Origin of the sequence: Mesorhizobium sp. YIM 152430, assembly GCF_029210365.1 — a bacterium.
GTDB lineage: Bacteria > Pseudomonadota > Alphaproteobacteria > Rhizobiales > Rhizobiaceae > Aliihoeflea.
In genome coordinates this window covers 93,340-99,339 of record NZ_JARGES010000030.1, presented here as the reverse complement: position 1 = coordinate 99,339, position 6,000 = coordinate 93,340, and the positions used below count along the sequence as shown (strand labels likewise).

The 6,000-nt window shown below is 58.4% G+C and carries 3 protein-coding genes and 1 pseudogene; 3 read left to right on the top strand and 1 reads right to left on the bottom strand.

Features of this window, described 5'->3' with window-relative positions; genetic code table 11:
* The first annotated feature begins 147 nt into the window (after positions 1 to 147).
* From PZ895_RS10845 to PZ895_RS10835, 3 genes and pseudogenes are all read left to right on the top strand, one after another.
* The gene (locus PZ895_RS10845) at positions 148 to 1,155 is read left to right on the top strand and encodes an IS110 family transposase (RefSeq protein ID WP_275839025.1); all 1,008 of its coding nucleotides are present in this window, start codon (positions 148 to 150) and stop codon (positions 1,153 to 1,155) included.
* 473 nt (positions 1,156 to 1,628) lie between these two features.
* Positions 1,629 to 3,959, top strand: a complete 2,331-nt coding sequence (locus PZ895_RS10840) for a S8 family peptidase (RefSeq protein WP_275839024.1) — start codon at positions 1,629 to 1,631, stop codon at positions 3,957 to 3,959.
* A gap of 438 nt (positions 3,960 to 4,397) precedes the next feature.
* Positions 4,398 to 4,625, top strand: a pseudogene (locus tag PZ895_RS10835) (IS5/IS1182 family transposase); the annotation flags it as partial.
* 19 nt (positions 4,626 to 4,644) lie between these two features.
* Here the strand turns inward: PZ895_RS10835 and PZ895_RS10830 are convergent.
* The gene (locus PZ895_RS10830; protein ID WP_275839023.1) at positions 4,645 to 5,907 is read right to left on the bottom strand and encodes a pilus assembly protein TadG-related protein; all 1,263 of its coding nucleotides are present in this window, start codon (positions 5,905 to 5,907) and stop codon (positions 4,645 to 4,647) included.
* Between the last annotated feature and the right edge of the window lie 93 nt (positions 5,908 to 6,000).

Below are 6,000 nucleotides of genomic sequence, written 5' to 3'. Positions count from 1 at the left end.
GAAAACTACCTCGCCGCCATCAAACTCATCTCGACACGCATCTGGTGCCAAACGTAATGAGTCATCGGGTAATTTGTGGCCGCTTCCCTCGGAGCTGAAAGATGGCCCACACTTCTGGCTGTCGAAAGCTGAAGGAAGGAAGCAGCCATGAAACATTATGCCGGACTGGACCTGTCGATGGAAACCACGCAGGTTTGCGTCGTCGACGAAAGCGGCAGGAAGATCGTCTCGATGAAGGTCGAGAGCACGCCCGCCATGATCGCACAGGCATTGCACGAGGTGCGTGGCGTCGAACGGGCGGTGATCGAAACTGGCCGCATGTCGCCGGCAATCTGTCACGGTCTGCGTGCTCTCGGCATTCCTATAGTGTGCATCGATGCGCGGCAGGCACATCAGAGCCTGAAGGCATTGAAGGCGAACAAGACCGACCCTCATGACGCAGCAGGGCTGGCCCAACTTGCCAGGACTGGCTTCTACAAGGAAGTGCACGTCAAGTCGCCTGCCGCCCATGGTGTGCGCAGCGTCATCACGGCACGCAACCACCTGGTCGAAGCCCGAGTGCGGCTCGACAACATGATCCGCGGCCTGTGCGCGACCTTCGGATTCAAGCCCGGTCCCGGTCAGGGTAAGGGGTTCATCGACCGTGTGATAGAGGCTGCCAACATACCCGGTCTCGGCCAGAGCATCACCGCGCTGCTTGCGGTGAGGACTGAGCTGATGAAGCAGATCAAGGAAATGGATCTGGTGCTGCGTGAGTTCGCCCACCGATCTCAATCCTGCAGGCAACTCATGAGCATCCCCGGTGTCGGCGTCCAAACCTCTGCTGCTTTTGCCGCGGCAATCGATGAAGTTGGCCGCTTCCGACAATCGCGCACCGCCGGCGCCTACTTCGGCCTTGTCCCCAGACGTCACCAATCCGGAGAGATCGACCGGACAGGGCGCATCACCAAGCAAGGCGACAGTATGGTGCGCAAGCTGCTCTACGAAGCGGCCAACTCGATCCTGACGCGCAGCCGCGGCAGCTTCGCCCTCAAGGGGTGGGCCATGAAGATCGCGAAGCGGCGCGGTTTAAGAAAGGCACGCGTGGCGCTTGCTCGCCGTCTTGCCGTCATCATGCACGCCATGCTGCGCGATGGCACTTTGTTCGAAGCATGAGGTGCGATAGAATCTGATTGCCAGCGGTGAAGCAAGATAGCTGATCCGAGGGCGGTGTCCCGAGAGGGAACGCAGGGACGGACGATCTGCGAAGGTTACCGGATGGGCCAGAAAGCCCGCTTCGAGTCAATGCAACGTTCGGCCTTGTGAAACCCGATACAGCACGATCGCTGCTTGCAGCCATCAGTGCGGACAGATCCTTGAAACCCTCAAGGGAAACACCGCCAAGCTCTGCAAATTACAGATCTACGGCCTAAGCTCTATGCCTCGGCAATTCGGATCCAAAAACTCTCGTGATCCATGCTTACGGGTGGTGGGCTAACCTGAAGGCTCGATTCGAGAAATGTGGTCTACGTGTCACACAGAGCGCTCGATTTCGCGGACTGCTACCTATTTGCCCGCACGCCGATGGACCGAGAGAGGCAAAATTGTTCTCTAGGGAAGATGGGGCGTCAGAATAGTTCGAGGGTACGATGCGGTATTCCCTTCTTTCGGGAGCGGTTTGCATTGCAGTTTTGTCCGGATGTGAAGGAGGCGGTTCCGAGACAGTTTCCTCCGCACCGCCCGATCCTCAGCCCACGCCCAGTGAGTATCCGATACTGAATCCTGAGGCGGCCGCACGCTACAAAAGCAATGCGGAATTCACGGCTGTGGGGCTGAGCCTGCTCGAAGAGAATACTGTCCGTCAGCAGCTCGGTGTCGCTCCAGCCTGTGCCAATTATGTTGCCGCGAATTGTACGAATTCGTCTCCCTATGTGCTTCAGAACATTCATTTCGCGCATACCGCCACACTTGCTCACGGCAAGTCTGTTCGAGGCGATGGTCAGCTAATTGCCGTCGTTGACGACGGTTTTCGTATCTCGCACCAGGAATTCGCAAACAAAGAGATCCGAACCTATCTCGGCTCTGCACCAAGCTTACAAGTCGAACAACATGGCACGTCGGTTGCCGCGATCGCCGCAGCAAACACCGATGGGAGGGGGATAATGGGCGTAGCGCCAAACTCAGCGCTGCATCTCACCTCTTTTGGCAATGTTTCGTCGTCGAATCTTCTCAGCCACCTGACGGGAGCCACTTTGGACGCGTCGGCGAATGGTGCCAAGGTGCAGAACAATTCCTGGGGTTGGGCAAGCAAGGTCGCAGCTTCCGACGAGCAAGCTGCCTACCAAGCCTCTGGCGCATCGACCTATGCCAACTATCTGCCAAGCCGACTCGGCGGCTCATCCGGCCAGTGGGCCGACTTGTTCGCATCCTATAGGACCTTCCAACAGAACGGCGTTGTGGTTTTTGCTAACGCAAACGAAGAGTCGCTTGGGGACGTCGATGCCTGGGCGGCACTTCCACTCTTCGTCCCAGAGCTACAAGGGGCGTGGATCGTTGCCGCCAATGCACTTTTTTCAGTTGATCGCGACAGCGGCAAGATTCTCGATTCGGATCTGATTTCAGCACCATGTGGATCAGCGGCGTCGTTTTGCCTGACGGCCAATGGGACAGTCCATGCCCCGACTGCATCTAGCGATACTTCTTATGGGACAATGACTGGAACGTCCTTTGCGGCGCCGCAGATCTCAGGCCAGATCGCGCTTCTCGCGCAAGCGTTTCCGCAGCTTGCGCCGCAGGAATTAACGACGCGTCTCCTCGCTACGGCCCAAAATGACTGGAGCGCTTTCCAACAGTCAGTCTCGGGAAGCGTCCAGTTTGGCGCGAACGTCTCGCGACCTATTTCCAGCCTCTATGGGCTCGGTGTTCCTGACATGGCCGCCGCACTTGCTCCAGTCGGAGGCTTGGCAGTTGCGACAGGCCATCATGTAGCTACGTCACCCCGTCATTCCGTAGGTGGCGGTTTGCAGGGGACTGCTCCGATTGTAGGAACGAGTCTCAAGAGAGCCTTGGCCGGCCGCGCCGTCATGCTCCTCGACCAATTGGGGGGTGATTTCTACGTCAAAGGTGAGGAGCTGACGACGACGGCGCACGCATCGCATTTCCAAGCGAACCCGTCTGAGGCGCTTGCTAGCAGCATGGAAGCTCTCAGTTTTGGTTTCAGCCAAGTTGATTCTGAGATGCGCGTTCTCGAGGACACAGCCACGGCGAAGCTTTTTTTCTCTCAAGCTCATCAAAACGTAGACGGAGCGACGCGGTTTTCGAGTTTGATGCCCATAAGCGAGAACAAGTTTTTTCAGTATTCGGGCCAAATGGAGAAAAACCCGCAGGGAGATGCCATCTCCTTCAGCATGTCCCGCTTAACGAATCATGAGGCGCTCAGCGTTGAATTTACTTTGTCAGGGGGGTATGCGAACAGCTTCTTTGGATCCGTTGCTAACGGCCCGTTCGTGGCGGCTCTTGGCAGTTCGAATGTGGCATCGGCGATTGGTTTAACTTTTCCCTCAGTAGGCGACTGGTCAGTAACGGGCTTCGCTGAGGTGGGGGTTGGCGATGTGGATACACGTGAGGGTAATCTCATTACCTATGATCCATTCATGCATGGAAGCATCGGCTTCTCCGCATCGCGACGACAGCTGTTGAACGACGATGATCGGATCACGCTTTATGGCGGCGTTTTGCCCACAGCGATCGCCGGATCGGCTACGGCGCGGGTGCCGACGTCGCGGAGCCAGGATGGTCTGATCACCTTCGAGCAAGTGAGGTTCGATCTGCGCGAGACGGATATGCCCATGAGAGCTGGATTAAGCTACACGACGAAAGCATTCAGCGATTTCGATCTCACCACAAACCTGAACTCAGATTTTTGGGCTAGCGGAGCGCACAATACGTCCTTTGCCATCGGATTGAAAAAACAGTTTTGACCACAAAAAACCTCCGCTACCGAAGCCCTGATCGGATTGGGCGCGAAGATGGCCTTGGTGTTGCGTACAATTGCCTGCGGGCCTCCTCGAGTTTCTTTGGGTCGTGGCCAGGAAGGTGCCCGCATTCACGGCCTCGCTCAATAACGGTTGGTAGATGCGTTGACAGGTGTGGACGTCAATGAGCCCGTTCATTGCGGGGTTCAGTGCCCGTTCTGTCCGTGGTCCAATTTTGCACGCCGGGTTACAGTCCGTGCCGGGTCATGGTCCTTTTCGAGGTTATGGCCTCATGTTGATGTTCGAATCGGATGTCAGAACCCTTACCGTGGAACTGGACGACGCAATCTGCCAGATTGGTCGCATGAGCCACGACCTCGACGCGCCGCCCGATAGCGGGCGCCAGTCATCCAGTTGGATCTTGATACGGGCGACGCGATCACGCGCGTCGCGGAAGCCAGCTCCCTCGCCGTCGAGATCGTCAAGCGGAAGCCCGATCAGGTCGGCTTTGCCGTACAGCCGAGGCGATGGGTGGTCGAACGCTTCTTCGCCTGGATCAGCCGCAACCGAAGGCTCTGGAAGGACGCGGAGGCCATCATCGAATCTGCCACCGCATTCCTCTACGCCGCAGCCGTCATGATCCTCGTCAGACGCATCGCGCGACACTCATGAGCAGTGTCGGCACTGACTCTTATCGGATCAGGGAGAGCGAGACCTCGGCTTCGATCTTGCGGCCCGCAAACTCATCTTCACAGTCGCTCTCGAATGTCGAATTGCCGGTCAGCTCGATCGTGTCGGCGATGACGCGGAGGCATTCGGGAGCTGCATTGGCAGTGGCGTTGCCTGCGAACTGCACGTGCGCGGATGGCGCGTAGATGATGCCCGAAACCGTCGAACCGGATGTGCCCAGGATCTGCAGGGCATTGGTATTGCCCTGCTCCTGGTAGATGCTGATGCCTTCATATGGCCCGCTGGTCGGCGGCGAAAGCTGGACAAGCTGGTTTGCGCCGATGGACATGCTCGCGTCATCGAGCAGGAAGAAAGTAACGCCGGGCGCGGCGAGCGAGCCGTTGCCGTTCAGGCTGATGCTGCCGCCGCGCAGGATATAGGTGCCGGGCTCCATCACGACGTCGCCGGAAATGCGTTCGCTGCAATATGTGCCTGGCTTCAGCGACTTTGCCTTGCCGGTGCCGACGGCTTTCTGGCAACTCGTATAGCTCGGTATGGCGACGTCCTTCATGGGATCGGTGCTGCTCCAGCGCCGTTCGAGCGGTGCGTCGCATTTAAGGTCGGCGAGGCTCGTCTCGAACCCGCTGACCGTCCCGACGGTCGTCACGCATTCGGCATCGACCGTCGCGGAGCCACCACGCGAGATCGCGCCCTGCGCATTCGAATTCGCCGCCAGGACGCAATGCGCCATGGTGACTTCCGTCGAGCCCTGGATCTTGATGGCCGACGCGGCGGTTTCGTTGAGCGCCAGAATGCAGGCGGGCAATCCGGCCGCCATGCGCACGCTCGCCTGGCGCGTCACATTCCACTTGCCGGAAAACGACGTCATGCCCTCATGCCGGAACGAAGCGGTAACGCCTCGGACAAGTTCACCCTCGGCCGCTGCGCCAAGGATGGCTTGCGCCTGCAGGTCTTCGATGAGGGCAGCAAAACTGTCCTGGTTCGTCGGCGCGACGTAGCTGAAATCGGGATAAGCGCCTGACCAGCTGGAAAGGTTAGCCTGGAAATAGGCTTCGGCCTGACCGTCGGTCGGCACTGTCCCATTCATCTCAAGGTTGGCCATTGCGAGCGCCGTGGCGTCGAGTGCCTGCTGAACCTGCGACGCCTTGCGCTGCGTCTCGGCGACATCGATCGCGCCGGCCACAGCCGTTACCACCGGAATCGCGGCGATGGCGAGGATCGCCGCGAAATTGCCGCTCTCCGATATTGCAAAGCGCTTCAACATTATGCCGATCCTCAAACCCAATCCGCGACGATCAGGTGAACGTACTACCGGACAGTGAAGATCAGCGGTCGCATTTTAGTGAGCGATGAATTA

What these genes read in the sequence shown, in the direction of transcription:
- PZ895_RS10845 (WP_275839025.1), top strand. Translation starts at nt 148, where the DNA reads ATGAAACATTATGCCGGACTGGACCTGTCGATGGAAACCACGCAGGTT.
- PZ895_RS10830 (WP_275839023.1), bottom strand. Translation starts at nt 5,907, where the DNA reads ATGTTGAAGCGCTTTGCAATATCGGAGAGCGGCAATTTCGCGGCGATC.
- PZ895_RS10840 (WP_275839024.1), top strand. Translation starts at nt 1,629, where the DNA reads ATGCGGTATTCCCTTCTTTCGGGAGCGGTTTGCATTGCAGTTTTGTCC.